Origin of the sequence: Streptomyces sp. NBC_01077, assembly GCF_045162855.1 — a bacterium.
Taxonomy (GTDB): domain Bacteria; phylum Actinomycetota; class Actinomycetes; order Streptomycetales; family Streptomycetaceae; genus Streptomyces.
The window spans coordinates 5,481,288-5,506,732 of record NZ_CP108669.1 but is presented as its reverse complement, the minus strand read 5'-3'; the positions used below and the strand labels follow the sequence as shown (position 1 = coordinate 5,506,732).

26 protein-coding genes are annotated in these 25,445 nt (G+C 72.3%); 14 read left to right on the top strand and 12 right to left on the bottom strand.

Annotated elements, in window-relative coordinates:
- Positions 1–19 precede the first annotated feature (19 nt).
- Positions 20–316 (bottom strand): hypothetical protein, encoded by a 297-nt coding sequence (locus OG462_RS24960; protein WP_406060870.1) that lies wholly within the window; start codon positions 314–316, stop codon positions 20–22.
- A 49-nt stretch (positions 317–365) separates the two neighbouring features.
- Positions 366–554: a hypothetical protein gene (locus tag OG462_RS24955; protein WP_055601050.1), complete on the bottom strand. Its 189-nt coding sequence runs from the start codon at positions 552–554 to the stop codon at positions 366–368.
- A 260-nt stretch (positions 555–814) separates the two neighbouring features.
- Here OG462_RS24955 and OG462_RS24950 point away from each other — a divergent pair, with 260 nt between their 5' ends.
- Both OG462_RS24950 and OG462_RS24945 read left to right on the top strand, forming a co-directional pair.
- Complete coding sequence (locus OG462_RS24950) at positions 815–2,848, top strand: HelD family protein (RefSeq protein ID WP_406066703.1); 2,034 nt, start codon at positions 815–817, stop codon at positions 2,846–2,848.
- A gap of 154 nt (positions 2,849–3,002) precedes the next feature.
- Positions 3,003–3,575 carry a dihydrofolate reductase family protein gene (locus OG462_RS24945; protein WP_406060868.1) on the top strand — a complete coding sequence of 191 codons (573 nt, stop codon included), beginning with the start codon at positions 3,003–3,005 and terminating at the stop codon, positions 3,573–3,575.
- Here the strand turns inward: OG462_RS24945 and OG462_RS24940 are convergent.
- The 3 genes from OG462_RS24940 to OG462_RS24930 form a co-directional block, all read right to left on the bottom strand.
- Positions 3,572–4,477, bottom strand: coding sequence for an aminoglycoside phosphotransferase family protein (locus tag OG462_RS24940; RefSeq protein ID WP_406060866.1), 906 nt, complete (start codon positions 4,475–4,477; stop codon positions 3,572–3,574). The two genes, OG462_RS24945 and OG462_RS24940, sit on opposite strands and share 4 nt — an antisense overlap.
- A 260-nt stretch (positions 4,478–4,737) precedes the next feature.
- Positions 4,738–5,427 carry a copper homeostasis protein CutC gene (locus OG462_RS24935; protein WP_406060865.1) on the bottom strand — a complete coding sequence of 230 codons (690 nt, stop codon included), beginning with the start codon at positions 5,425–5,427 and terminating at the stop codon, positions 4,738–4,740.
- 51 nt (positions 5,428–5,478) lie between these two features.
- Positions 5,479–6,474 carry a hypothetical protein gene (locus OG462_RS24930; protein ID WP_406060863.1) on the bottom strand — a complete coding sequence of 332 codons (996 nt, stop codon included), beginning with the start codon at positions 6,472–6,474 and terminating at the stop codon, positions 5,479–5,481.
- Positions 6,475–6,682: 208 nt separating this feature from the next.
- Here OG462_RS24930 and OG462_RS24925 point away from each other — a divergent pair, with 208 nt between their 5' ends.
- The 3 genes from OG462_RS24925 (at position 6,683) to OG462_RS24915 (ending at position 9,700) form a co-directional block, all read left to right on the top strand.
- Complete coding sequence (locus OG462_RS24925) at positions 6,683–6,967, top strand: heavy-metal-associated domain-containing protein (protein WP_406066701.1); 285 nt, start codon at positions 6,683–6,685, stop codon at positions 6,965–6,967.
- Positions 6,968–7,056: 89 nt separating this feature from the next.
- The gene (locus tag OG462_RS24920; RefSeq protein WP_406060861.1) at positions 7,057–9,324 is read left to right on the top strand and encodes a heavy metal translocating P-type ATPase; all 2,268 of its coding nucleotides are present in this window, start codon (positions 7,057–7,059) and stop codon (positions 9,322–9,324) included.
- A gap of 94 nt (positions 9,325–9,418) precedes the next feature.
- Positions 9,419–9,700, top strand: coding sequence for a metal-sensitive transcriptional regulator (locus OG462_RS24915; protein ID WP_015035316.1), 282 nt, complete (start codon positions 9,419–9,421; stop codon positions 9,698–9,700).
- Positions 9,701–9,718: 18 nt separating this feature from the next.
- Here the strand turns inward: OG462_RS24915 and OG462_RS24910 are convergent, their stop codons facing one another.
- Positions 9,719–9,874 carry a hypothetical protein gene (locus tag OG462_RS24910; protein ID WP_406060859.1) on the bottom strand — a complete coding sequence of 52 codons (156 nt, stop codon included), beginning with the start codon at positions 9,872–9,874 and terminating at the stop codon, positions 9,719–9,721.
- Between the two features lie 83 nt (positions 9,875–9,957).
- Here OG462_RS24910 and OG462_RS24905 point away from each other — a divergent pair, with 83 nt between their 5' ends.
- The 7 genes from OG462_RS24905 to OG462_RS24875 all read left to right on the top strand — a co-directional run bounded on the left by OG462_RS24905 (position 9,958) and on the right by OG462_RS24875 (position 15,926).
- On the top strand, positions 9,958–10,350 hold the full coding sequence (locus OG462_RS24905; protein ID WP_406066699.1) for a BlaI/MecI/CopY family transcriptional regulator: 393 nt from the start codon (positions 9,958–9,960) through the stop codon (positions 10,348–10,350).
- Complete coding sequence (locus tag OG462_RS24900; protein WP_406060857.1) at positions 10,347–11,264, top strand: M56 family metallopeptidase; 918 nt, start codon at positions 10,347–10,349, stop codon at positions 11,262–11,264. Before OG462_RS24905 ends, OG462_RS24900 begins: the two co-directional genes overlap by 4 nt.
- 258 nt (positions 11,265–11,522) lie before the next feature.
- On the top strand, positions 11,523–11,891 hold the full coding sequence (locus OG462_RS24895) for a GNAT family N-acetyltransferase (protein WP_406060855.1): 369 nt from the start codon (positions 11,523–11,525) through the stop codon (positions 11,889–11,891).
- A gap of 169 nt (positions 11,892–12,060) precedes the next feature.
- On the top strand, positions 12,061–12,954 hold the full coding sequence (locus OG462_RS24890) for an SAM-dependent methyltransferase (RefSeq protein WP_406060853.1): 894 nt from the start codon (positions 12,061–12,063) through the stop codon (positions 12,952–12,954).
- 112 nt (positions 12,955–13,066) lie between these two features.
- A complete protein-coding gene (locus tag OG462_RS24885) occupies positions 13,067–13,507 on the top strand; it encodes a Fur family transcriptional regulator (protein WP_406060851.1) in 441 nt (146 codons plus the stop codon).
- A gap of 142 nt (positions 13,508–13,649) precedes the next feature.
- Positions 13,650–14,747 carry a LuxR C-terminal-related transcriptional regulator gene (locus OG462_RS24880; protein WP_406060849.1) on the top strand — a complete coding sequence of 366 codons (1,098 nt, stop codon included), beginning with the start codon at positions 13,650–13,652 and terminating at the stop codon, positions 14,745–14,747.
- Between the two features lie 126 nt (positions 14,748–14,873).
- The gene (locus OG462_RS24875) at positions 14,874–15,926 is read left to right on the top strand and encodes a LuxR C-terminal-related transcriptional regulator (RefSeq protein WP_406060847.1); all 1,053 of its coding nucleotides are present in this window, start codon (positions 14,874–14,876) and stop codon (positions 15,924–15,926) included.
- 248 nt (positions 15,927–16,174) lie between these two features.
- On the opposite strand, the gene OG462_RS24870 is transcribed toward OG462_RS24875, so the two are convergent.
- The 6 genes from OG462_RS24870 to asnB all read right to left on the bottom strand — a co-directional run bounded on the left by OG462_RS24870 (position 16,175) and on the right by asnB (position 23,377).
- A complete protein-coding gene (locus OG462_RS24870) occupies positions 16,175–16,378 on the bottom strand; it encodes a hypothetical protein (RefSeq protein ID WP_406060846.1) in 204 nt (67 codons plus the stop codon).
- A gap of 217 nt (positions 16,379–16,595) precedes the next feature.
- Complete coding sequence (mshA, locus tag OG462_RS24865) at positions 16,596–17,909, bottom strand: D-inositol-3-phosphate glycosyltransferase (RefSeq protein ID WP_406066697.1); 1,314 nt, start codon at positions 17,907–17,909, stop codon at positions 16,596–16,598.
- Positions 17,910–18,132: 223 nt separating this feature from the next.
- Entirely contained in the window at positions 18,133–19,698 is a 1,566-nt protein-coding gene (locus OG462_RS24860; protein ID WP_406060844.1) for a class I tRNA ligase family protein, read from the bottom strand.
- Between the two features lie 38 nt (positions 19,699–19,736).
- Positions 19,737–20,483, bottom strand: coding sequence for an SDR family oxidoreductase (locus OG462_RS24855; protein ID WP_406060842.1), 747 nt, complete (start codon positions 20,481–20,483; stop codon positions 19,737–19,739).
- A gap of 91 nt (positions 20,484–20,574) precedes the next feature.
- Entirely contained in the window at positions 20,575–21,435 is an 861-nt protein-coding gene (locus tag OG462_RS24850) for a hypothetical protein (RefSeq protein WP_406060840.1), read from the bottom strand.
- Positions 21,436–21,559: 124 nt separating this feature from the next.
- Positions 21,560–23,377: an asparagine synthase (glutamine-hydrolyzing) gene (asnB, locus tag OG462_RS24845; RefSeq protein WP_406060838.1), complete on the bottom strand. Its 1,818-nt coding sequence runs from the start codon at positions 23,375–23,377 to the stop codon at positions 21,560–21,562.
- A 141-nt stretch (positions 23,378–23,518) separates the two neighbouring features.
- On the opposite strand from asnB, the gene OG462_RS24840 reads away from it, so the two are divergent.
- Both OG462_RS24840 and OG462_RS24835 read left to right on the top strand, forming a co-directional pair.
- Positions 23,519–24,253, top strand: a complete 735-nt coding sequence (locus tag OG462_RS24840) for a PIG-L deacetylase family protein (RefSeq protein ID WP_406060836.1) — start codon at positions 23,519–23,521, stop codon at positions 24,251–24,253.
- A 145-nt stretch (positions 24,254–24,398) separates the two neighbouring features.
- Positions 24,399–25,364: a hypothetical protein gene (locus OG462_RS24835; RefSeq protein WP_406060834.1), complete on the top strand. Its 966-nt coding sequence runs from the start codon at positions 24,399–24,401 to the stop codon at positions 25,362–25,364.
- Positions 25,365–25,445 lie beyond the last annotated feature (81 nt).

The following is a 25,445-nucleotide window of genomic DNA, read 5'->3' as shown; positions in this document are numbered from 1 at the left end:
GTGATCCGCCGGACGCCCCCTAGTCCATGAGGGCCAGGAGCGGGGCCGTGATCGCCAGGGTGTACTGGGCGATCACGAGGCCCTTGCGGGGGGCGATCAGGGCGGCCACGCCCGCGAGAGCCCCCAGGCCCAGGCCCCAGAAGCCGGCGGTGATGAATCCCGTCGCGGCGCCGTCTCCCCCGATGGCGTCTTCGAGCACCACCACGACGGTGGCCACGAAGCAGACCGCCAGGAAGAGGAATCCGCCGGCGGCGGTGAGGCGCAGGGCGCGGGTGTTCGGGGCGGTGGAGGCGGGGGCGGGGGCGGGCGTCGTCATGGCCTGATCACATCAGGGTGGGCGAGAGGGCCGGTAGGCGTTCTCGTACTCAGTCGGGGCCCGGCGCGTACTCAGGGCGCGGGTTCCTGACGCCGGCCTCCGGTGGGCCGTAGTCGCCGAGGAGGACGACGCCGGCCGCGGCGCCGCCGAAGGCGCGTATCGCCCGCAAGGCCGTGTCGAGGGGGCGGACCCGGGGGCGGGTCACGGTGGTCACGAGGGTGAAGGTCGTCGCGGTCATGTATCCATGATGGAATCCGGACATTCCGAACACATCGCTCTGGGGGGTGAACCGGGGCGGCGGTCGGGTCCGACGTGAGGCGGACCCCGTCCCCTACGGGGTGGATACGGGGGGAATTCGTTCGCTCCCCGCCCCGCTCAGGAGTTACACTCGCCAGCTTCCCCGCCTCCCTTCGTGGAGAGCTGCCGCCCGGTCGGTAACCGGCGGCCACCTCGACGTGTCCGTGTACCCGCCCCGGAGGCTCCACCGTGTCCGTGACCGTGCCTGTGCCCGTTCCCGACGATCCCCTCACCCGCGAGCGCGCCCATCTGACCTCGTCCCGCGCCGCCCTGCGCGCGATGCGCGAGGACGTGGAGGCGCTCGACATCAAGGACGTCACCGCGAACTGGGTGAACGCGGTGGTGCTCGGGCGGCAGATCGAGGACCGGATCAAGGCGCTCGCGGACCTGTCCCACACCCCGCTGTTCTTCGGGCGGCTCGACTACCTGCACACCACGCAGGAGGGGCAACGCTTCTACATCGGACGGCGGCACGTCCACGACGCCGACGGCGACCCGATGGTGATCGACTGGCGTGCGCCGGTCTCGCAGCCGTACTACCAGGCGTCGAAGAAGGATCCGCAGGACGTCGGACTGCGCCGGCGCTTCGGCTACACGGGCGGCGAGCTCACCGCGTACGAGGACGAGCACCTCTCCGACCCGGCGGAGCTTGAGCGGACCAGCCGGCTGCTCCAGGCCGAGATCGAGCGTCCCCGCGTCGGCCCCATGCGGGACATCGTCGCCACGATCCAGCCCGAGCAGGACGGGATCGTCCGGTCGGATCTCTCCGGGACCGTGTGCGTGCAGGGAGGCCCCGGTACCGGTAAGACCGCGGTCGGTCTGCACCGTGTCGCGTACCTGCTCTACGCGCACCGGGAGCGGCTCGCCCGTACCGGGACGCTCGTCATCGGGCCGAACCGGTCCTTCCTGCACTACATCGAGCAAGTCCTGCCCGCGCTCGGCGAGTTGGAGGTCAAGCAGGCGACCGTCGACGATCTCGTCGGCGGCCAGGTCGAGGTGCGGGGGACGGACGAGGCCGCCACCGCCGTCGTCAAGGGCGACGCCCGGATGGCGGAGCTGCTGCGGCGCGCGGTGCGTTCGCACCTCGCGCTGCCCAAGGAGTCCCTCATGGTGGTGCGCGGGTCGCGCCGCTGGCGGGTGCCCGCGTACGAACTGGAGGAGATCGTCCAGGAGTTGATGGACCGCGACATCCGGTACGGGGCCGCCCGCGAGGCGCTTCCGCAGCGCATCGCGCACTCGGTCCTGGTCCGGATGGAGCAGGCGGGCGAGGCGCCCGACGACCGGGTACAGAACGCGGTCGCGCGCAACACGGCCGTGAAGGCCGTCGTGAAGGAGTGCTGGCCGCTGGTGGAGCCCGCGAAGCTGGTGCTCCGGCTGCTCGGCGACCCGGAGTTCCTGGCGGAGCACGCCGAGGGGCTGTTCACCGGCGACGAGCAGAAACTGCTGCTGTGGACGAAGCCGGCCCGGAGCGTGAAGACGGCGAAGTGGTCGGCGGCGGACGCGGTCCTCATCGACGAGGCGCGGGACCTGGTGGAGCGGACGCACTCGCTCGGCCATGTCGTCCTCGACGAGGCGCAGGACCTGTCGCCGATGCAGTACCGGGCGGTGGGCCGGCGCTGCACGACCGGTTCGGCGACGATCCTCGGCGACCTGGCGCAGGGCACGACTCCGTGGGCGACGTCGAGCTGGGCGGAGGCGCTCGGGCACCTGGGGAAGCCGGAGGCGCAGGTGGAGGAGCTGACCGCCGGTTTCCGTGTGCCGCGTGAGGTGATCGCGTACGCCTCCCGGCTCCTTCCGCACATGTCACCGGGGCTCGCGGCGGTGGAGTCGGTGCGTGAGAATCCCGGTTCGCTGGACGTACGCCACACGGACGCGCTCGACCAGGACGTCGTCGCGGCCTGCGTCGAGGCGCTGGCCCATGAGGGCTCCGTCGGCCTGATCGCGGCCGACGCCCGGATCGCGCCGCTCACCGAGGCCCTGACCGCCGCCGGTCTCGCGTACCTCTCCCCCGGCGAGGAGACGACGGCCGAGTCCCGGTTGACCCTGGTCCCGGCCTCGCTCGCGAAGGGTCTGGAGTACGACTACGTGGTTCTGGACGAGCCGGCCGCCGTTGTCGACGGCGAACCCGACGAACGGACGGGCCTGCGGCGTCTGTACGTGGCGCTGACCCGTGCCGTGTCCGGCCTGACGGTGCTTCACTCGGCCCCGATTCCCTCACAGTTGGAGCAGGTGTGAGCGGTGCGACCGTCCGGCTCGCGCCGGACCCTGCACCTCCCCGAAAGACGACGCGGACGAGCGATGAGTTTCTTCCCGGTCTCCGGTCTATAGGTTGTAGTTGCTGCTGAGCGCCAGTGCTCAGCGGCAGTCATGACCTCACGGGAGAACCCAGATGCGCACCCTGATCAGCTCCGTCTTCGTCTCGCTCGACGGTGTCGTGGAGGCCCCCGGCGGCGAGGTCGGTTACCGGAACTCGGGCTGGACCTTCAAGGAGATGGAGTTCGTTCCGGAGGCGTACGCGCTCAAGGGCCAGGAGCAGGAGGAGGCCGCCGCGATGCTCCTCGGCCGGGCCAGCTACGAGGCGTTCAGCGCCGTCTGGCCCGACATGGAGGACTTCGCCCGCTACAAGGCGATGCCGAAGTACGTCGTCTCGACGACCCTCTCCGAGGACGACCTGGTCGACAACTGGGGCGAGATCACGATCCTGCGCTCGCTCGACGAGGTCGCCGCGCTGAAGGAGACCGAGGGCGGTCCGATCATCATGCACGGCAGCGCCTCGCTGGGCCGGTCGCTCTCGGACGCCGGCCTGATCGACCGGTACAACCTGCTCGTCTTCCCGCTGCTCCTCGGCGCGGGCAAGCGCCTCTTCAGCGAGGCGGACAAGGACACGCAGAAGCTGAAGCTCGTCGAGCACGAGGTGTACGCCAACGGCATTCAGAAGAACGTCTTCGACGTCGTCCGCTAAGACGTGATCGACGCCGCGTACTCCGCCAGGGCCTCGGTGCGGGTGCGGTGGGCGACCGCCGCGAGCACCGGGTTCTTCCCCCGGTAGAAGTACTCGGTGACCAGGCCCCAGGTCAGGGCCCAGCCCCGCCCGCGCGCCCAGGTCGCGTCGTCGACGCGGGCCGCCTCGCGGAAGAGGGGGCGGGTGTCGGCGGTGAGCAGGGTCCAGGCGGGCATCATGTCGCAGGCCGGGTCGCCCGTACCGAGGCCGCCGAAGTCGATGACGGCGCTGAGCCGGCCCTCGCGGCCCAGGAGGTTGCCGGGCAGCAGGTCGCCGTGGATCCAGACGGGAGCGCCCTGCCACTGCGGGAGCCGGAGCACCGCTTCCCACGCCGCCGTCGCGAGCTCCGCGTCGACCGTTCCGTCGGCCCCGAGGTCGCGGATCGCGACCGCCATGCCGCCCTTCTCCCACGCCGTGACCGGCCCGCCCCGGAAGGAGGCCGGTCCGCCGGTCGCGTCGACCGTGCGGAGCGCGGCGCCGAAGCGGCCCAACTCCACGGCGGCGTGGCCGAGATCGGTGATCGGGTCGGCGAAGGCGTCGGCGCCGTCGAGCCATCCGAACACGGACCAGCTGCGGTCGAAGCCCTCCCCGGGTACGCCATGCCCGAGGGGTACGGGGACGGGCAGGGGCAGGTGCGGGGCGAGGCGCGGGAGCCAGCGCTGTTCCTTCTCGGCCTGACCGGCCGCCCAGTCGACCTTCGGCAGCCGTACGGCGAACTCGTCCCCGAGCCGGAACATCGCGTTGTCGGTACCGGCGGAGTCCACCTCCCGCACGGGAAGTCCCGCCCACTCGGGGAACTGCGCGGCGATCAGACGCGCGACGAGGGCGGCGTCGATCGGAGAGGAGGACGGGGAGGAGGCCATGGGGGCGAGGCTAATGGCCGTTCACCCTGACGACGAGGGGATTTCGGCTCCGCCCAGTCGGCTCCCGCCCAGCGCCGTGCGCGGGCCTTCTTCGGCCGGCGGCGGTAGAAGTCCGCGAGGTCCTCCAGGGCCCGGGCCGTGCGGGCGGCGAGGTCGGCGAGGCCGACCTCGGCGCCCGCGTCCGCGAGGCGCCGGCCGGCCTCCCCGGCCTGGATCGCATGGGCCGCCTCGGGCGGTGACCGCCTCGAGGCCGGTACCCCTTACGCGTCCAGCGCCTCGCGCCACGTCCGTACCGCGGCCGCCGAGACCGGGGCCGCCCAGCCCTGGGGGCGGGCCGCGCCGCCGATGTGGAAGGCGTCGAGGCCCGCCGCGCGCAGTTCGGGGAGGTGGTCGAGGCGGAGGCCGCCGCCGACGAGGATCCGGGCCTCGTAGCCGGGCTCGCCCGTGCGGGCGGCCTCGGCCTTGAGGGTGGCGAGGCCGTCGTCGACGCCGGTGGCGGCGCCGGCCGTCAGGTAGGTGTCGAGGCCGGGCAGGTCGGCGAGCCGCTTGCGCAGTCCGTCGCGGTCGGCGGCGCGGTCGATCGCCCGGTGGAAGGTCCAGCGGGCGCCGTCGAGGACGGCGATGAGGCGCTCGACGGCGACCAGGTCGGGCTCGCCGTCGGGGGTGAGGAAGCCGAGGACGAACTCGTCGGCGCCCGCCTCGCGCAGGTCCAGGGCCCGCCCGACGAGGGCGTCGACGTCGCCGGCCGCGAATCCGTCGGTGAGGCGGAGCATCACGCGCAGCGGGATGTCGACGGCGGCGCGGATGGCGGCGAAGCCGGTCCGGGACGGGGTGAGTCCGTCCGCCGCCATGTCGGTGACGAGTTCGAGCCGGTCGGCTCCACCGGTCTGGGCAGCGACCGCGTCTTCCTCGTCGAGGGCGATCACCTCAAGGACTGCACGGTTGCTCATCGAGCCCATTCCTCCATGAATGACGGCTATAGGTCTAGTCCAATGACCAGCCTAGCCGTGCGCGTGGCCTCCCGCATCGTGCGTGGCCCCACCGGCTGCGGGAACGGGGGCCTTGGCGCCGGCCGTGGCCCCGCCGGTCGTGACGGTGAAGGCCGCCGTCCGCACCTTGCCCTCGTGCTGGAAGTCGAGGAACAGACGGTACGTGCCCGCGCTGGGTGCCGTCGCCGTGAAGGAGACGTCCGGGCCGGGGCCGCCCTCGTTCGGGTGCACGTGGAGGTAGGCGAGGTCGCCGTCGCGCAGGGCGACGAGGTGTCCGTACGCCCCGAGGTAGGGCTCCAGGTCGGTGACCGGCTTTCCGGCCTTGGTGACGGTGAGCCGGAGTTCGCCGGCCTTGCCGGGGTTCAGGGTGCCCCCGAGGCGGACCTGGTAGCCGTCGACGGTGGAGGCCGGGGTGACGGCGGGCAGCGGCTTCGGCGTGTACGCCCCCGGTACGGAGAGGTCGGCGCCGAGCGTGATGCCCCGGGCGCCGGGCGCGGCGGGCTTGAAGTCGGCGAAGGCCTTGTAGCCGCCGGCCGCCGGGAGGTCGACGGGGGTCGTCCAGGTGCCGTCGGCCGCCTTCACGGGGTGCAGGTGGCGGAAGGTGTTGAGGTCGCGCGAGGCGACGATGAAGTGCAGTTCCTTGCCGTGCTCGGTGGTGAACGCGGTGACCTTCTTGCCGGTCGCGTCCTTGATCGAGAACTTCAGGACGCTCTTGCCGGCGGTGGGGACGGGGGTCTCCATGGCCAGGGTGTAGCCGCCCTCGGAGACCTGGAGGCCGCCGGGGATGTCGGCGGCGGGGGCGGTCTTGTCGGTGGCGGCGCCTTCCTCGTGCCCGGCGTGGCCGTCGGGCGCCGCGCTCTTCGAGGGCGTGGGTGCGTTCGCGTGCTCGCCGTGCTCGGCCTTCTTCGGCTCCTCGACGGGGCCGACGCCCGTGCCCACCCCGTACGCGGCCCCGAAGGTCGCGGCGAGCGCGGCGGCATAGGCAGTGATCTTCACTCCGGTGTTCATGGCTGCTCTCCCGTACGTGGGTGATGGCGGCGTCGGTGGCCGTTCGATGCACTTCACCATACCCATGGGGGGTATCAAGTCAAGTCGGGGAACTGCTTGCGTCAGATACGGGAGGGGGGTATACATGGAACCGAAGCCGATACCCCCCGAGGGTATCCAGGGACCGGAAGTGACCCGGAACCGAACCGGAACCGACCGAGGAGAAGCCATGGGCTCCTGCTGCACCCCCGACAACAGCTGCTCGACCACCACGGAGGCCACCGCCGTCGCGGTCGTCGACAGCACCGCCACGGTCTACGCCGTCTCCGGCATGACCTGCGGGCACTGCAAGACCGCGATCACCAAGTCCGTCAGCGCCCTCGACGGCGTCATCTCGGTGGACGTCGACGTCGCCGGCGGCCTCGTGACCGTGACCACGGGCGGCGAGCCCGACGACGCGGCGATCACCGCGGCGGTCGACGACGCGGGCTACGAGCTCACCGGCCGCGCCTGACCGACAGCCCCCTCGGCCGCCGGGGCCCGCCCACCACGCCCGGGCCCCGGCCCCCGACACCCCCGTACTCACGAGGAGCAGGAAGAGCTATGACAACCACGACACCGGGCACCGCCCAGGTCGAGCTCGCCATCGGCGGCATGACCTGCGCCTCGTGTGCGGCCCGTATCGAGAAGAAGCTCAACCGGATGGACGGGGTCGAGGCCACCGTCAACTACGCCACCGAGAAGGCGAAGGTCACCTTCGACGCCGACATCGACGTCGCCGACCTGATCGCCACCGTCGAGGCCACCGGCTACACCGCCGCCGAGCCCGCGCCCCCGAGGTCCGAGACCCCCGGCGGCCCGGAGGGCCTCTCCGACGAGGAGAAGGCCGACGAGGAGCTGCGGCCCCTCAAGCAGCGGCTGATCACCGCCGTCTCGCTCGCCGTGCCGGTCATCGCCATGGCGATGGTCCCGGCGCTCCAGATCGAGTACTGGCAGTGGCTGAGCCTCACGCTCGCCGCGCCCGTCGTCGTCTACGCCGCCTGGCCGTTCCACCGGGCCGCCTGGACGAACGCCAAGCACGGCGCCGCCACCATGGACACCCTGATCTCGGTCGGCACGATCGCCGCGTTCCTCTGGTCCCTGTGGGCGCTGTTCTTCGGTACGGCCGGTACGCCGGGGATGACCCACCCGTTCGAGTTCACGATCGCCCGGACCGACGGCGCCGGGAACATCTATCTGGAGGCCGCGGCCGGCGTCACCGCCTTCATCCTCGCGGGCCGGTACTTCGAGGCCCGCTCGAAGCGCAAGGCGGGCGCCGCGCTCAAGGCGCTGATGCAGCTGGGCGCCAAGGAGGTCACCGTGCTCCGCGGCGGCCGCGAGGTCACCGTACCCACCGCGGAACTCCAGGTCGGCGACCGCTTCCTGGTCCGCCCGGGCGAGAAGATCGCCACCGACGGAACCGTCGTCGAGGGTTCCTCCGCCGTCGACGCCTCCATGCTGACCGGCGAGTCCGTGCCGGTCGAGGTCTCCGTCGGCGACTCCGTCACCGGCGCCACCCTGAACGCCGGCGGCCGCCTCGTCGTCGAGGCCACCCGCGTCGGCGCCGACACCCAGCTCGCCCGCATGGCCAAGCTCGTCGAGGACGCCCAGAACGGCAAGGCCGCCGCCCAGCGGCTCGCCGACAGGATCTCGGCCGTCTTCGTCCCCGTCGTCATCGCGCTCGCGCTCGGCACCCTCGGCTTCTGGCTGGGTACGGGGCAGGGGCTGACCGCCGCCTTCACCGCCGCCGTCGCCGTGCTGATCATCGCCTGCCCCTGCGCCCTGGGCCTGGCCACCCCGACCGCCCTCATGGTCGGCACCGGCCGCGGCGCGCAGCTCGGCATCCTGATCAAGGGCCCGGAGGTCCTGGAGACCACCCGCAAGGTCGACACGATCGTCCTCGACAAGACCGGCACCGTCACCACCGGCCGTATGACCCTCATCAAGGTCCACACCGCGGAGGGCGTGGACGAGAAGGACGTCCTGCGTCTCGCGGGCGCCCTGGAGCACTCCTCCGAGCACCCGATCGCGCAGGCCGTCGCCACCGGCGCCGCCGCCAGGGTGGGGACCCTCCCGACCCCCGAGGACTTCGCCAACATCCCCGGTCTCGGTGTCCAGGGCATCGTCGACGGCCACGCCGTCCTCGTCGGCCGCGAGAAGCTCCTCGACGAGTGGGCCATGGCGCTCCCGGCGGACCTCAAGTCCGCGAAGGACACCGCGGAGAAGGCCGGCAAGACCGCGATCGCAGTGGCCTGGGACGGCGAGGCCCGCGCGGTCCTCGAAGTCGCCGACGCCGTGAAGGAGACCAGCGCCGAGGCCATCAAGCGGCTGCGTGCGCTCGGTCTGACCCCGATCCTGCTCACCGGTGACAACAAGGCGGTCGCCGAGGCCGTCGCCGCCGAGGTCGGCATCGACGAGGTGATCGCGGAGGTCATGCCGCAGGACAAGGTCGACGTCGTCAAGAAGCTCCAGGCGGAGGGCCGTTCGGTCGCCATGGTCGGCGACGGCGTCAACGACGCCGCCGCGCTCGCCCAGGCCGATCTCGGTCTGGCCATGGGCACCGGCACGGACGCCGCCATCGAGGCCGGCGACCTGACCCTCGTACGGGGAGACCTGCGGGCCGCGGCCGATGCGATCCGGCTGTCGCGCAAGACGCTCGGCACGATCCGCTCGAACCTCTTCTGGGCCTTCGCCTACAACGTGGCCGCCCTGCCGCTCGCCGCGGCCGGACTGCTCAACCCGATGATCGCGGGCGCGGCCATGGCCTTCTCCTCGGTCTTCGTGGTCGGCAACAGCCTCCGCCTGCGGGGCTTCCAGGCCGCCGACCGCTGACGGAATCCAGTGATCGACGGGTCCGTCGGTGGATCCCGTGACGGACCCGCCGACGGACCCGCCCTTTCCCCGCCGAATCTCCGAGGAGCCCGTCGTGGCCGGTTACGGACAGCACAAGGAAGACATCATCAGACGCCTGCGCCGGATCGAGGGCCAGGTCAGGGGGGTGCAGCGGATGGTCGACGAGGACGTGTACTGCATCGACGTCCTCACCCAGGTCTCCGCGATCAACGCGGCCCTCCAGTCCTGCGCGGTGGCCCTGCTCGACGAGCACCTGAGCTGCTGCGTCACGGAGGCCATCGCGCAGGGCGGGGACCAGGCGAAGGTGAAGGTGGGCGAGGCGTCGAAGGCGATCGCCCGGCTGATCCGGACATGACGGACTAGCGGCGCAGTATCAACCGCCCTTGCGTGAAGGGCAGTCGGCGGACAGCGTGAGACTCAGCCGGAGACAGAGGCCGAGCAGTTGGCGGAGGAGCACCAGCTCCACCGTTCCGGGCGGACCGGAGTCGCAGACCTTCGCGCAGGGGCGGTTCTTCATGAGGGTCGACATCCCGCCAGCGTACCCCTGGGGGGTATACCTGAGCGAGGGGAGCGGCCCGTACGATGAGCCGCCCGCAAGGGGAGGGGATGCACGTGCGCCGGCTGGGAGAGCTGGAGGCCGAGATCATGGACCGGCTGTGGGCCTGGCAGCGGCCCGCCACGGTCCGCGAGATCGTCGACGACATCAACCGTGGACGACGGGTCGCCTACACGACCGTCATGACGGTCGCGGACATTCTGCACCGCAAGGGCTGGCTCCGCCGCGAGAAGGCCGGCCGGGCCTGGCTGTACGAGCCCGTCCGCAGCCGCGAGGAGTACACCGCGGGCCTGATGCGGGACGCCCTCGGCGACAGCCAGGACCGCCCCGCCGCCCTCCTGCGGTTCGTCGAGGTCATCTCGGACGAGGACATGGACGCCCTCGACGCGGCCCTCCGCGCCGCCCGCGGCGACCAGGACCCGCACCTCGGTGGCGGGAGCGGCGCGTGAACGTGAACCACCACGTCCTCGTCCCACTCGGCCTCGCCGTCCTCAGCGGATTCCTCATCCCCTGGCTGCTCGTCCGGGCACGCTGGGCCCAGCAGGCGCCCCGGCTCGCCCTCGGCGTGTGGGCCGCGTGCGGGGCCGCCTTCGCCGCCGCGACCGCCCTGCTGCCCGCCCAGCTGGTCCTGTCGAGCGACAGCAGCCACCGTCTCGCGGACATGATGTTCGGGCTCCGGCCGCCCACGGTCGAGCAGCTCCTGAGCCTCGACGGGCGCGAGCGCTTCGCCTTCTCGCTCTCCCTCGCCGTCCTCTCGCTGCCCGCCGCCGCGTTCGCCCGCCGGCTGGTCCGGGCCCGCCGGGTGCGGGTGCGGCACGCGGGGGTGCTGCGGCTCGTCGGACGGTACGACCCCGCCCTGCGGGCCACCGTCCTCGACGACGCGCGCCCGGCCGTGTACTGCCTGCCGGGGCGCTCGCGCCGGGTCGTCGTCTCCTCGGGCGCGCTGGACACCCTCACCCCCGCCCAGCTCGCGGCGGCGCTCGCGCACGAGCGGGCGCACATCGCGGGGCGCCACCATCTCCTGGTCGCCGCGTCGGAGGCCTTCGCGGCGGTGTTCTCGCGCCTGCCGCTCGCACGGCACGGCGGGGGTTCCGTACCCCTGCTCCTCGAAATGGCGGCGGACGACCGGGCATTGCGCCGATGTACGCGGGACGCGCTGGCCACGGCGTTGTACGCGCTGGCCTCGGGGCGGGCACCCCGGTCCGCGTTCGCGGCGGGCGGCCCCTCGGCGGCCCTGCGGATGCGGCGCATCCTCGCTCCGCACAGCGCCGGACATCCCGTCCTGCGCGGCCTCATGACCATCGCGGCCGCCGGGCTCGCGATGACTCCCTTGATCGTCGCCTGCTGTTCCTTCCCCGGATAATTTACTCGCTTCAGCACGTCCGACCTGCCGAACGACCCTAATTACTAAGCGAATTCGTAGATTTCGCATCGGTCACGAACAACTGAATTCCCCGCTATTGTGGGTACGTTGGGGATCGGGCTCGGCACGTCGAAGGGTACAAAACCAATGCAGCTGGCTGGCGTTCGGACGGCCGCGGCCGGCGATGCGACGACGATATCCAGGCTGCTTGCCGACGTCATTCGGAGCAGCTACGCGGGAATCCTGGACGAAATCCCGATGCGGAGACTGATCTCCGCACAATGCGCACTCCCCCGCATACGCGCGGAAATTGAAATTCCTGGGGGCGCGCCCGGTTGGCTCGGCTGGCTCGTCGCGACCGACACGGAGGGCACGGTCGTCGGCGTCGCCGCGGGCGGTGTCCCGGTGCCGGGCGAGGGCGAGGTGTACGCCCTGGCCGTGGCGTCCGGCTCCCGCCGCCGGGGTGTGGGTACGGCCCTGCTGACGGCGGCCACGGACCGGATGCGGAGCTTCGGGGCCAAGGCCCAGCGGGTGGAACTCCCCGCGGAGGCGGACCCCTCGCTGCCCTTCTACACCTACCTGGGCTTCGCGGCCCTCTCCCCCAGGCGCTGGAGCAGAACGCTCTAGCGAGAGCCGGACTCCTGGGCGTGGCAGATCCACGCCATCGCGTGTTCACGCAGCCCGATCCGGTGGATCGGGGTTCCCTCCCGAGGTCAGGATGGGTCCAGCGGCGCGGTCCCGGCGGCACGGGTACCTCGTCCGGACGGCATGGACCGAGCGAGCCCCTGGAGGAGCGATGCACACACCGAGCGGCACTTCCCTGCCCGTCGTGCCCGCAGCGTTCGCTCCGGTCCTGCCGTCCCGATACGGCCGGGAGCAGGAGCCCGCCCCCGGGGCCGGCGTCCGGGTCACCCCGGACACCCTTCCCGGGCTCGAATCCGTCTCCCCCGCCGACGAGAACTCCGTCTGGCTGCACGACGCCCTGCTCGGCCCGCACAGCGCGGACATCGTCCGGTACCTCAGCCTCGCCCGCTCCACCGGCGGACCCGTTCTGGACCTCGGCTCCGGCGCCGGGCGGCTCGCCGTCCCGTTCGCCCGGCACGGCTTCGCCGTGGAAGCCGTGGACCGGGACGCCTCGGCCCTGGAGCGCCTCGACAGCTGGGCCCGCCGGATCGGTCCGCAGGTGGCCGGGCTCGTCGTCACCCACCGGACGGACCTCACCGAACTGCGGCTCGACGGCAGCTACCGGCTGGCGCTGCTCGCGGGCGCGATGGTCACCGCCGTGCCCCCGGCGCGGCGGCCGGAGCTGCTGCGGGAGGTGGCCTCCCATCTGGAGACGGGTGGGGCGCTCGCCCTCGACTACACGGCGCACCAGCTGCCGGGGCTGATCGCGGAGCCGCAGCGGACCTGGGCGTTCCAGGTGCCCCGCTTCGACGGCATCGACGAGTGGGTGGTGGCCCGGCAGGTCTTCGACCTGCCGTCGATGAGCGAGCGGATCACGTACTACGCGGCCAGGACCGGGAAGCTGTCCACGGAGCGGGTCGTGCTGACCACCGACAAGTGGATCGTCGATCCCGAGCGACTCGCGGCGGAGCTGCACTCCGCGGGCCTGCACATCGAGGGCCGGCGGCGGCACCGGATCGACGAGCGGACCGAGTCCGTCCTGCTCGTGTGCAGGACGGACGACTGAACGGACGGACGAGAAGCACCTGACGAGGTTGACAAGCACACCTGACGAGGTTGACGAGCAAGAGGTACGATGCCCACAAAAGTTTGAGCCGACCAGGTGGCGGGCGGAGAAGATGGCAGTCGTGGAAGAGCTGACGGGCCGCGAGGCGGTGATCCAGCGCCTGCGCGACGTCGGGCTGCGGGTCACGGGCCCGCGCCTGGAGGTGCTCACGGTGCTCGCCGCCGGCGGCCATCTCGACGTCGAGGCGATCACCACCACCGCCCGCGAGCGACTCGGCACGCTGACCAGCCAGGCCGTGTACGAGATGCTGCGGCACTTCCAGGAGACGGGCCTGGTCAGCAAGTTCGACCGGCCCGGCCTGCCCGCGGTCTTCGAGATCTCCGGACCGGCGCACCAGCACGCGCTGTGCACGGTGTGCGGCCGCGTGGAGAACGTCGCGGCGACCAGGCCCGCGCCCCCCAAGGGCGCCCTGCCGCAGTGGCGGGTGGACGACGCGGAGGTCGTCTTCAAGGGCCTGTGCCCCGACTGCCGGGCGAGCGCCCCCGCCGCCTGAGCCGCAGTCGGGTGCGCGGGAGCCGCCGGTCGTCCGCATGCGCGTCGGCGGTCAACTCCGTGCGTGTCGTTCGATTTTGTGGCAGGGTCTAGCGGGGCGATTCAACAGGATCCGCGTGGATCCGAGGGGAGTCTGCTGCGCCGTGTCCAGAAACGCCGCCGTGTCCCGCGTGGGCAGCGAGCAGGCTCTCGCCGTCTACCAGGAGCTCCGCACCCGCCCCGGCACCTCGATCGACCAGGCCGCGGACCGTCTGGAGCTCTCCGCCGAGGAGCGGGAGCGATGTCGCGAGGAACTCGCCTCGTTAGGCCTCACCGCCCCTCAGGACCTGTCGGATTCCGACGCCCGGCACAGCCCGGAGAGCCGCGAGAGACCGGAGAGCCGGGAGAACCGCGAGGGTCCGGAGAACCGCGCCCACATCGTCGTCGACCCCGACGTCGCCCTGCTGCGGCTGCTCCGCCGGGAGCGTGACCGGCTCCAGGACCGCCTCGCCGCGACCAGCCGGGCGCACACCGCCCTCGAAGCCCTCGCCGGACCGTTCCTGCGCGCCGGGGCCGCCCCCCGCTCCGAGGTCGAGGTGGAGATCGTCACCGACCCGCAGCGGGTGCTGCGCGAGCTGACCGAGCTCACGGAGTCCGTCCGTACCGCCGTCCACGTCATGCACACCGGGTCCGTACGGCGTGAGGACATGGCCGCCGAGCTCGACCGGGACCGCTTCCGGGCCGCCCGCGGGGTGCGGGTCCGCGCCATGTACAGCCGACGGGTGGGCACCGTGCCCGAGATGACCCAGCACCTCGCCGACCGGGCCGCGCTCGGCGTCGAGCTGCGCCTCTCCCCCGTCGTCCCGATGAACATGGTCCTCGCCGACGAGAACTTCGCCCTGCTGCCGACCGACCCGCACGACCCGGACTCGGCCACGATCCTGGCCCGCGGCCCCGGCCTCGTCCGCTCCTACCTCGCGCTCTACGAGTACTGCTGGCAGGCGGCCTCCCGGTACGGCGAGGAGCCCGGCGAGAGCGGTGGCGACGGCCTGTCCGACCAGCAGCGGGCCGCGCTGCACATGCTGGCCTCGGGCATCAAGGACGAGCAGATCGCGCGCAGCCTGGGGGTGTCGCTCCGGACGGTCAGCCGGCTGCTCTCGGAGGTCATGCAGGAGCTGGGCGCGGCGAGCCGCTTCGAGGCCGGCGTGAAGGCGGCGCGGCTCGGTCTGCTCGACGGCGAGGGGTCCGAACAGGGGGCCTAGTACGAGGAGTTCCAGTGCGGCACGGTAGGTGCAGGTACGGGTACGGGCATTGCACGACGGACTCCCGCCGAGCCGTATGACAAGGTGAGGGCGGGGCGACTCGGAGGATGAGGGGGTCACTTCGCCATGGTCACTGCGGGCGACGGCATCGGGGACGGCGCGACCGAGGTCCTGCTGGCCGTGTACCAGGAGTTGCGCCGCCGGGGCGTCTCGGACTTCGAGGAGGTCCGCAGGGAACTCGGTCTCGCAGCGGAGGAGTACGAGCGATGTCGCGGCGAACTTCTCAGCCTGGGCCTGATCGTGCCGACGGGGCAGGCGCACGCCACCATCGCCGCCGTACAGGACGGCAGTTGGCGCTCCGAGACGGACACGGTGGCGGCGATCGACCCGGAGATCGCGCTGCTCCGGCTGCTGGAGCGTGAGCGGGAGCGGCTGCGGGAGCATCTGGCCGAGGCGGACGAGGCGTACAGCACGCTGGAGATCCTCGCCGGTTCCTATCTGCGGGCCGAGGCGCTGACCAAGGCGGAGGCGCACGTCGAGGCGCTGACCGACTACCGCAGGATCCAGCAGGCCATCGAGGACATCACCGATGTGATGCAGGAGAGTTCGGCGGCGCTGCACCCGGGGACGCCGGGGCGGCAGAACCCGGACCGGATGCTCGACCGGGACCGGCGGCAGATCGCCAACGGGGTGCGGGTGCGGGCCATCTACGGCCGGCAGGAGGCCACGGACCCTGAGATGGAGAAGTTCCTGGGGCAGCGGGCGGAGCTGGGCGTGGAGATCCGCCTCGCCCCGGTGGTCCCGATGAACCTGATCATCGCCGACCATCAGTTCGCCCTGGTGCCGATCAGGCCCGAGGAGCCCGGCGAGGGCGCGATCCTGGCGCGGGGCAGTGCGCTCGTGCGGCCGTATCTGAGTCTGTACGAGCACTGCTGGCACACGGCGACCCCGTACGGCAACGAGGCGACGGCGGAGGCGGGCGGCGACGGTCTCTCGGAGCAGCAGCGGGCGGCGCTGCACATGCTCGCCTCGGGCATGAAGGACGAGCGGATCGCGCGCACGCTCGGGGTGTCGCTGCGGACGGTCAGCCGGATGATCTCGGAGCTGATGCAGGAGCTGGGCGCGACGAGCCGCTTCGAGGCGGGGGCGCGTGCGGTGCGGCTCGGCTGGCTGGACTGACCGCGGGAATTCGGGGATCGGCGGGGGATACGCGGATCGCGGTACGGGGTTCGACGGGGATGTGGGGATCGGCGCGGTAAAGGGGGTCTACGCGGTAACGGGGATCGGCGGGGTGCGAGGATCGGCGGGGTGCGGGGGAAATACCGAGGCCCCACAATCGTGGCAGCGATTGCGGGGCCTGGCGGCGCAGGAATTCCCGGGTGGATCCCCCAGGAGAATCCGCGGGATGAAATTGCCAAGAGGCGACGTCAGTTGGTGGGGGTGGGCTTCGGCGGAACGACCGGCCAGCCGTTGTCCTCGGCGACGCCGGCGACGGTCTGGGGGGTGACCGGGTGGTCCATGTCGGAGCCGACGGCGAAGGTGGCGCCGCCCGCGACGGCGGTACAGGCCGCCACCGCGACCAGGAGCTGACGGACGGCCTTGCGGATGCCGGTGTTCTGCGCAACGGACATGATTCCTCCAGGACTTGGAATGTGAATTCCGCCTTCCGGGGGCCCGTGCCGCCGGGCGTTCCCTGAAGACATCTCCATTCTGTCCCGGCCCTCGAATCGAATCCATAGCTCGTCTCTGCGTGGACTCGCCATGGCGTGGATGCGTCAATCCGCCATCCACACAACGGAATTGGAGCATCCGGAGCCCTCCATATCTTTGGTCGAACCAAAAGAGGTGCTAGACTTGTGCTACGGCCTTCTCGTTCCTCCAGGAGAGAGGGGCCGCCGGGGCAGGGGCGTGCCGCCGCCCCTGCCCCACCACCCGCTCCGCACCGAAGAGCACCGGCCGGCGCGTCTCCGCCAGCGCCGCCCGGTACACCTCGACCGTCCGCGCGGCCGCCGCACGCCAGCTCATCCCGTGCGCATGCCCCACCGCCGCCTCCCCCATCGTCTCCACCGCCTCCGGGTGCGTCGCGAGCCAGCGCAGCCGGCGCGCGTACTCCACCGGGTCGTGACCGTGCACCAGAAGCCCCGTCACCCCGTCCCACACCGCCGTCGGCAGCCCGCCCACCGCCGCCGCGAGCACCGGAGTACCGCAGGCCTGCGCCTCCAGGGCCACCAGACCGAAGGACTCGCTGCGCGACGGCACCACCAGGACGTCCGCCGCCCGGTACCAGTCCGCGAGCCGCGCCTGCGGTACGGGCGGGCAGGACCGGAGCACATCCGTCACCCCCAGCTCCGCGGCGAGCTGCCAGGCCGTCCCCTCGCGGGTCGCACCCGAGTGCCCGCCGACCACCGGCACGAGGAGCCGGCGGCGCAGGTCCGGGGACTCCCGCAGCAGCTCGGCGATCGCCCGTACAAGCACGTCCGGGCCCTTCAACGGCTGTATGCGGCCCGCGTACAGCGGAACGAACGCATCGGCCGGAAGCCCCAGCCGGGCCCGCGCCGCCGCCCGGCCGTCCCCCGGGTGGAAGGTCCGCAGATCGACCCCCGGGCGGACGACCTCGGTACGCGGCCCCTCCGCCCCGTACAGCGAACGCAGCGCCTCCGCCTCGTCGGCCGAGTTGGCGATCAACCGGTCGGCGGCGCCCACCACCTGGAGCTCACCCCGGACCCGTAGCTCCGGCTCGGGGGTGTCACCGGCGGCGAGCGAGGCGTTCTTCACCCGGGCCAGGGTGTGCGCGGTGTGCACGAGCGGGATCCGCCAGCCCACCGAGGCGATCCGGCCGGCCTGCCCGGAGAGCCAGTAGTGCGAGTGGACCAGGTCGTAGCGCCGCTCCTCCTTGAGCAGAGCCAGCGAGAACGGCACCACCAGGTCGGGCATCGCCTCTTTGCGCAGCGCCTGGCGCGGCCCCGCGTGCAGATGACGGACCCGTACGCCGGGGGCGAGTTCGACGAGCGGGGGCGCGCCCTCGCCCCGGCAGCGGGTGAACAGATCGACCTCGGCGCCCTGTTCGGCCAGGGCGCGGGACAACTCGACCATGTAGACGTTCATCCCGCCGGCGTCCCCCGTCCCGGGCTGGTGGAGCGGGGAGGTGTGGACGCTGAGCATGGCGACGCGCAGGGACACGAGGGGCTCCTGAGGAGTGGGGGGCCACGTGTCCCTGCGCGTCGCTCGCGCGCGCACGGTCACGCGGCAGGGTGGGAACTCGGACGCTTACCGGTTTGCTCGCTTACTCGGTCAGTCGGTTACTCGGTTACTCGGTTGCTCGGTTGCTCGGTTGCCCAATTACTGAGGTACTTAGTTGCTTAGTAGTAGGGGGTCGGGGGGAGGGTCAGAATCCGAAGACAGGGCCCGACGGGGGTGCCAGGCGCGTCCCCGGGAGGGGGGCCGTCAGGGCGTGCCAGTCGACGGGGCGGCCCGGCGTCGCCTGGAGCGCCGCCGCCAGCCGGTCGGCGCCCTCCGGCATCACCGGACGCGACCACGCCGACAGGGCCGAGGCAACCGCCAACTGGGCTGCGAGCGCGGGGAGATGACGGCAGGATGTGCTGGGCCGGCAGCGCTCGTGGGCGTTGACGTGACCGAAGTCGGCGGCCGAGCGGACCATCTCGTCCAGGACGGCGACCGCCCGGCGCGGGTCGAAGGCATCGGGGCCGTACGCCTCACGCAGATCGTCGACGCCCCGGTGCAGCCGCCGCTCCAGGATCTCCCAGCCCGTGCCGCCGGGCAGCGCCTGCGGGGCGAGCCCGTCGCACTCCTCCCGTACGGCGGCGAAGAGCCGGGACAGCCAGCTGTTCCAGTTCTCGTCCAGCTCCCGGCGCGCGGTCGCGAGCCGCTCCCGATGGAAGACCGTGCGCCGGCCCAGCGGGCGGGCCTGCAGGACATGGCGGCGCAGGGTGTCGGAGCCGAACTCGGTGAGCAGGTCGAGCGCCCAGACGTTGCCCTCCTGGACGCCCTCCTCGATGACGTACGACTCGTTGACGTTGAAGTCCTGCGGCAGCTTGATGTCCTGCGCGAGGAGCAGCACCGGCAGCAGGACGGCATGGCAGAAGGCGTGCCCGAAGCCGCAGAAGTGGATCGCGCGGCGGGGCAGCGGGCCCTTCACGTCGTAGCCGAAGAGGTGCATCGCGGCCGCTTCGAAGCAGCCGTCGATGCGGTGGTCGGGGAATCCCTCGACCGGCACCGGCAGACCCCACTCGGCGGGGTGGCCGACCGCGATGTCCGGCAGGCCGTCCTCGACGAGCGACTCGCAGAGCGCGGCGAGCCGCGGCGGCAGCCCGGCCGTCGCCCAGTAGTCGGCGAGCGTCTCCCGGAACGGCTCCAGGGGTACGTAGAGCCGGCGGCAGCGACGGGCCACCGCCGGGGTGTGGCAGAGCGCGCAGCGGGCGCCGATGAGGTCGCCGCCGTCGTTGGGCCGCGCGCACTCGTGACACATGCCGCCGTCGCTGACCGCGCCGCAGTGCGGGCAGGTGCCGGTCGCGTGCGCCCCGTGCAGCCAGCGGTCGCACGGCTCGCAGTACGGCAGCAGGCGGGTGCGCGGGGCGATGACACCCTGCGCGAAGAGCCGCCCGAAGAGGTCCTGCACCCAGCGTCCGTACCCCTTGTCGCGGCGCGGGCGCACGATGTGGTCGAACTCCACGCCCGAGCGCAGCCAGTCCGCGGTGATCGCGGCCCGGTAGCCCTCCGCGACCTCCTCGGGCTTGCGGTTGTGGCGCAGCGCCCGGACCTCGACGGAGCTGGCGTGGTCGGCGGTACCGGTGGTGAACCGGACGGCCTCGCCCTCCGCGCGCAGATAGCGGGTGAGGACGTCGGCGGCGACGTACGGCCCGGCGAGGTGGCCGATGTGGAGTTCGCCATGGGTGGCGGGAGGGGTCGCGGTGATCCAGACGGGGGTGCTCATGGGACTGGGACCTCCTTGACGCTGTGGTGCGGTGGGCTTCAGCGGGGCTCGAAGTGGAAGGAACGGATGAAGCAGTCGCGGGGCTGCTCGACCGCGTAGACGATGCATTCGAAAAGGGCCTGCGTCGTCAGCTTCTCGTCGGGTGCTATTCCGTCCGGATTCGAGCCGTCCCATTCCGCGAAACGCGGGTCGGAGGTCGAGAAGTCGGGCGGGAAGAGCGAGAAGACGCGGACGCCGGAGGGACGGAGCCGGCGCGAGAGGATGTCGGCGAATCCGGCCTGGGCGCTCTTCGCCGCCCAGAAGGCCTCGTGGGCGGCGCCGGCGGCCGCGGCGGAGGCGCCCTCGGCGTCGCGGACGGCGACCATGTTGACGATGTCGGGCCGCAGCGAGCCGCGCAGCAACGGCAGGAAGTGCTTCACCATCAGGACCGTGCCGCCGGCCGTCGACTCGATCGTCTCCACGATCTCGGCGTCGCTGGCCGCCTCCAGGTCCATGCCGTCGAGCCAGCGGGCGCCGTTGTTGACCAACAGGTCGACGCGGTCGGTGCGTTCGCCGACCCGGGCGGCGAACTCCCGGATCTCGGCGGGCTTGCTGAGGTCGCAGCCGAAGGCGTGGATACGGTCACGGGCCGAACCCATGACCTCGGTTCGGGTGCGTTCGGCCGCCTCGACGGTCCGCGCCGAGACATAGACCTCGGCGCCGAGATGCGCGAATCCGACGGCGAGCGCGCGACCGAAATAGCGGGACGCTCCGGTCACGACGACACGCAGATTCTCGAATTTCATGTGTGTCTGCTCTCCCCACGGATACCGATTGCCGGTCCATTTCAGCGTGGCAGAGGAAAGGGACTCCGGGCCTGGTGAGAGGGGTGCGCATTCACGCCGTTGCGTGGATACGCCACGGCAGCACGAGCCTTTCGAGCAGCTCGGCGCGCTTGTGGTGGACGCGGACGCGGTCGGGCTCGGTGGAGACGGTGACGGTACCGCCGGGGGTACGGACCTCGCCCTCCACGGGCGGGACGACGGTCCCGTCGAGCGCGCCGGCGGCGGCGAGGGCGGCGGCGCCGGTGAGCGCGAGGCGGGGGTGCCAGCCGCCGACGGTGAGGGCCCGGACGGAGAGGCCGTCGGGGCCGGCGGTGAAGGCGGCGATCTTCGGAAGGGCGGAGTGGGGTGGATGCCCGAGGAGACGGGCGGCGTGGGCACGGAGGGAGAGGAGCCGGTCGAGGTCGTCCGGTGACCTCAGATGACGGGCGTCGACGAAGACGTACGGGTTGCCGTACCGGACGAGGGAGACGGGGGTGCCGTCGAGGAGGTCGACGGGCCGCCCGGTGGGGAGGGTGCCGGGGGCGGTCGGGGGGCGGAGGAAGTGCAGGGTGTACGCGTCCTGCTGCGGCTCGGGCGTGCAGAGAACGGTGTCGCCGGTGGTCACGGCGCGCACGGTGACGGGCCCGGGGCGGCCGTCGGCGACGACGCAGGCGAGAAGGGAATGCCCGCAGCCGGTACGGAAGTCGAAGCCGGCGGCGGGGAGGGCCTGGACGAAGCGGTAGTCGAGCCGGTCGCGTCCTGTGGCCCCGTACAGCGCGATCTTGCCGATGCCTGCGTAGGGCGTCCGGGCGAGCGCCTGACGCAACCGCGCCAACTCCCCGCCGAGGGCGAGCACCCCGAGGGGCAGGTGGTCGAGCCGGAGGACGAGGGTGGGGCCGGGGGCGTCGTGGGCGCGGACGACGGCGCCCTCCACCCCCGTTGTGGGCGTACGTTCCTCCCCGAGGCTCCGTCCGGGGGGACCCCCAGGGGCGGTGGGGGTCCCCCCGGACGGAGCCTGGGGGAGGGACGGTTGCCCGCACGGGGGTGGCGCCGGGGGGTCAGGCCGCACAGCCGACCGGGATCCTCATGCCCTGGACCACCTCCGTCCACAGCTCGTGGACGGCCAGGGCCCAGAGTGCCTGGGCGTCGTGGTGGGAGGGGCGTTCCAGGTGGCGGGTCAGGAGTTTCTGGACGCGGTCCGCGCGGACCTTTCCGCCCAGGACCAGACGGGCCGGGGAGAGGAGCTCGCGGACCGTTTCCAGGAGCGGGCTGCCCGGTGCGAGCATCGCCGACAGCGGCAGGGTGAAGGGTTGTTTGGGGCGGCGCAGGATCGCCGAGGGGAGCAGTTCCTCCCCCGCCTCGTACAGTGCCCGCTTCCCCGTTCGCGCTGCCGTCGGCAGGCCCCGCGCGTGGGTCACCACCGCCGGCTGGCAGAAGGGCATCCGCGCCTCGACCGCCCACGCCATCGAGAGGTGGTCGACGCGCCGCAGGTGGTACGCGGGCAGCCGCCAGCGCGTCTCGAACGCGGTCATCGCGGTGAGCCGGTCCTCGCCGACGGCCTCCGCCGAGCGCAGTTCCTGCTCGATGCGGTCGGCCGCCGAGCCCTGATCGGCGATGTGGGCGCGGTAGTTGGCGGTGTAGAGGTGCTCTCGGAGCAGCCGCGGCGCGGCGGACAGCGCGTCCGCGTAGGCGCCTGCCCAGTCCGCACCCGCCGGGGCCGCGAGCGCGGCGCGCATCCGGTCGTACCCGCCGAAGAGTTCGTCGGCGCCGTCGCCGGTGAGCGCGACGGTGAAGCCGTTCTCGCGGACGGCGCGGAACAGCGCGTACGTGGAGAGGGTGATGGGGTCGGCGTTGGGCTGGCCGAGGTGGCGGACGGTCCGGGTGAGGAGGGAGCCGATCTCGTCGGGGTCGACGGCGACCTCGTGGTGCACGGTCCGGGTCCGTCGGGCGACGGAACGGGCGTACGCGGCCTCGGAGTCGGGCCACCGTCCCCGGTAGGTGAGGTGGAAGGTGTGCAGCGGCGGCGCGTCGGTCTCGCGGGCGTGTTCGGCGGCGAGCGCGGTGACGAGCCCGGAGTCGAGGCCGCCGCTGGTGATGGCGCAGACGGGCACCTCGGCCTGGGCGAGCCGGCGGACCTCGTGCCGCAGGACGTCCTGGGTGTCGCCGACGGGGGTGGTCCGGTGGGGCCCCCGGCGGCGTACGACGGGCGCGGCGCCGGGCCGTACGAACGCGGTGGCTCCGGGCGGCAGGACGCTGACGCCGTCGAGCGCGGTGTGCGTGGAGAAGGACGTACGGGTGGCGAGGAGGGTGTCGAGGGCGTCCTCGCGCGGGGAGATCCGTACCCCTTCGAAGGCGAGGAGGGCGGGGATCTCGGAGGCGAAACGGGTGGAGCCGTCGTACGGGTCGTGGTGCAGATGGATCGGCTTCATGCCCATGTCGTCGACGGCGAGGACGAGTTGGGTGCTGCCGGGGCGCAGGTCGAGGATCGCGACGGCGAACATGCCGTCGAGGTGCTCGGCGAACGCGGGGCCGTACTCGGCGTAGAGCGCGGGCAGCAGCGTGCCGTCGCAGCGGTCGGGGAAGCGGTGGCCGCGGCCGGCGAGGGTGCGGCGCAGCTCGGCATGGTTGTAGATCTCGCCGTTGAGGACGGCGAGGATGCCGGGGAGGTGGGGCAGCCGGTAGGGCTGCTGCCCGCCGCAGGGGTCGGTCACGGCGAGCCGGTCGCAGCCGAGGGCCCAGCCGGGCCCGGTGAGCACGGCGTGCTCGTCGGGTCCGCCGTGGCGTTGGCGGGCCGATACCGCCGCGAGCTGGGCCGGCTCGGGGCGGTCCGCGTAGGCCGCCGCCCCCGCGGCGAAGGAGCCGAGAATCCTGCACATAGCGGTCACCCTCCAAGCACATCACCCGCCTTACCCAATGATTTGAATCTACCAAGCTTTTGAATGGCGCGTAAGTGCCATGTCCAGTTCACGCCACGGCTTGGCCTTGCGACGCCCTCGCCACCCCAACAGGCTGACCCCATGGAGGACTTCGACCACACCGCTCGCACCGCCCCCGCGTCGCTGCTCGTCGTGGCCGCACACCCCGACGACATCGAGTTCTGCGTCAGCGGCACCGTCATGCAGTGGATCGAGCGCGGCACCCGCGTCACGTACTGCATCGTCACGGACGGCGGCGCCGGCGGTTACGACGACAGGCTCCCCCGCCAGGCCATGGCGGATCTGCGCCGCGCCGAACAGGTCCACTCCGCCAAGCTCAGCGGCGTCGCCGACGTCCGCTTCCTCGGCTACCCCGACAGCTTCGTGGAAGCGTCCGTCGAACTCCGCCGCGACCTGTGCCGGGTGATACGCGAGGTACGGCCGCAGCGCGCGATCATCCCCTCCCCCGAGATCAACTGGGCGCGGGTCGCCGACCTCCACCCCGACCACCGCGCCGTCGGCGACGCCTGCCTGCGCGCGGTCTACCCAGAGGCCCGCAACCCCTTCGCCCACGCCTCCCTGCTGAAGGAGGAGGGCCTGGAGCCCTGGACCGTCCACGAACTGTGGCTGATGACCGGGCCCACCCCGAACCAGTACGTGGACGTCACCCCCGTCTTCGAGCGCAAGGTCGAGGCCCTGCGCATCCACACCTCCCAGACGGCCCACTTCGACGACCTCGCAGGCCTCCTGCGCACCTGGCTCGGCGAGCACGCGACGGCGGGCGGGCTGCCGCCGGGGCGGATGGCGGAGGCGTTCCAGATCGTGCACATCGACTGAGCGCCGGCCGCCGCCCCGTGGCCTTGTGACTGCCGGAGGCCCATGAGACCGTGAGCGCCACACGTGGGGGCGCGTGCGACCAACACGCGCGTGACGACGGGGAGTTCACGGCATGCCGGCAGACGTCTCGGATTTTCAGTGGGCTGTGATCCAGCACTACGGCCTCGCCTGGCCGGAGGTGAACGAGGACGGCTACGCCTCGGTGGCGGCGGCCCTGAACGCCTACGCCCAGTTCACCCTCGACGACAGCTGGGCGGCCAACCGCCACATACAGCGGCTGCTCTCCTCCGGGCAGGGCGAGGCGATGGACGCCCTGGCGGAGCACTGGAACCGGGTCAGGGAACAGGACATGGCCCCCATCGACAGGTCGGCCGGCGTGCTGGCGACCGCGGTGAACGAGATCCCCGCCGCGATCGCCACGCTCAAGCTGGCCATCGCGGCTCTGGCGGGCGAGCTCGGGGCGCTGAATGCCCTCACCTGGGCCTCCGGGGCGCTGACCGTGAACCCGGGGGCAGTCGCTGTCGCCGAGACCGTCGCCACCGCCAACACCCAGAAGTACGCCGCCCGGATCGCCCAGCTCATCCAGACGACCTCCCAGAGCATCCGGCAGATGCTCAAGGGCCTCCTTGAGGACCCGGACGTGATCGCCCTGGAGAAGGTCCCGACCGACCTCTCGGGCTCGTCCGACGCCGCACGCGACAGCGGTACGGGGGACGCGGGCGGTGTCGCAGCCGGCGTGGCGGCCGGCGTGGCGGCAGTCCAGCCCGGCGGCGGAGGCACCGGCCGGGCCGTGGAAAGCGTCCTGCGCGTGGACCACGAGGAGCACAAGCTCGCGGCCCAGAAGATCGCCGAGGTCGCCGTCGACGTCCGCGGCAGGACCACCGCCGTGCTGACCGCCGCGGCCGCCCAGCACGGGACCGTCAAGGGCAGCGGGTCCTTCGCGCAGGCGATCGGCCCGGACATCGATGTGGTCCTGGACCGGCTCAGCGCCGCCACGGCGGGCGTCGGGCACTACCTGAGCGGCCCCCTGCCCGACGCGATCCTGCAGGTGTCGAGCAGCCAGCAGGGCACCGACCAGGACCTCAAGCAGCGGATGGCGCAGCTGGACTAGCCGTGCCGGGTCGGCCGGCCGGGCCGTGTCTCCCGTCCCCTGTGCGGGAGACACGGTCCGGCGGTCCGGCTCACCGGCCGC